Origin of the sequence: Micromonospora globosa (assembly GCF_000717585.1) — a bacterium.
GTDB classification, from domain to species: domain Bacteria; phylum Actinomycetota; class Actinomycetes; order Mycobacteriales; family Micromonosporaceae; genus Micromonospora; species Micromonospora aurantiaca.
The window spans coordinates 1-382 of record NZ_JNZR01000096.1; the positions used below are offsets into that span (position 1 = coordinate 1).

At 62.3% G+C, this 382-nt stretch carries 1 pseudogene; it reads right to left on the reverse strand.

What is annotated here, in order from left to right:
* Positions 1-363: pseudogene (locus tag IF06_RS0131795) on the reverse strand (hypothetical protein); the annotation flags it as partial.
* Between the last annotated feature and the right edge of the window lie 19 nt (positions 364-382).

The window sequence follows — 382 nt, forward strand, 5'->3', positions numbered from 1 at the left end:
CTGCTGGAACAGGCCCTGCGAGTCGTGGTCGTTACGGTCACCGAGGTGGCCGAGGTTCTCCAGCTTCGACTCCTGCAACGCCGTGGCGATCGACACGACCGCGGCACGCTCGTCCATACCGGCCTTCTTCGTCGCCGCAATGATCGCCTTCACATTCTTGATCTGCTCGTCGTTCAGGTCGATACGCGACTGCTCACCCTGCACACCGTGCGGGATCAGCTTGTCACCCTGCACGCTCACACTGACCGGCTTTGCCACGTGCGTGGTCTCCGCCGCGTGAGCGGCCACCGGACCGGCGAACACGCCACCGGTGAAAGCCAGACCAGCAACACCCAGAATGCTCTTACGCAGAATCGTGTTCATCAGAAGTGCTCCATTCGGG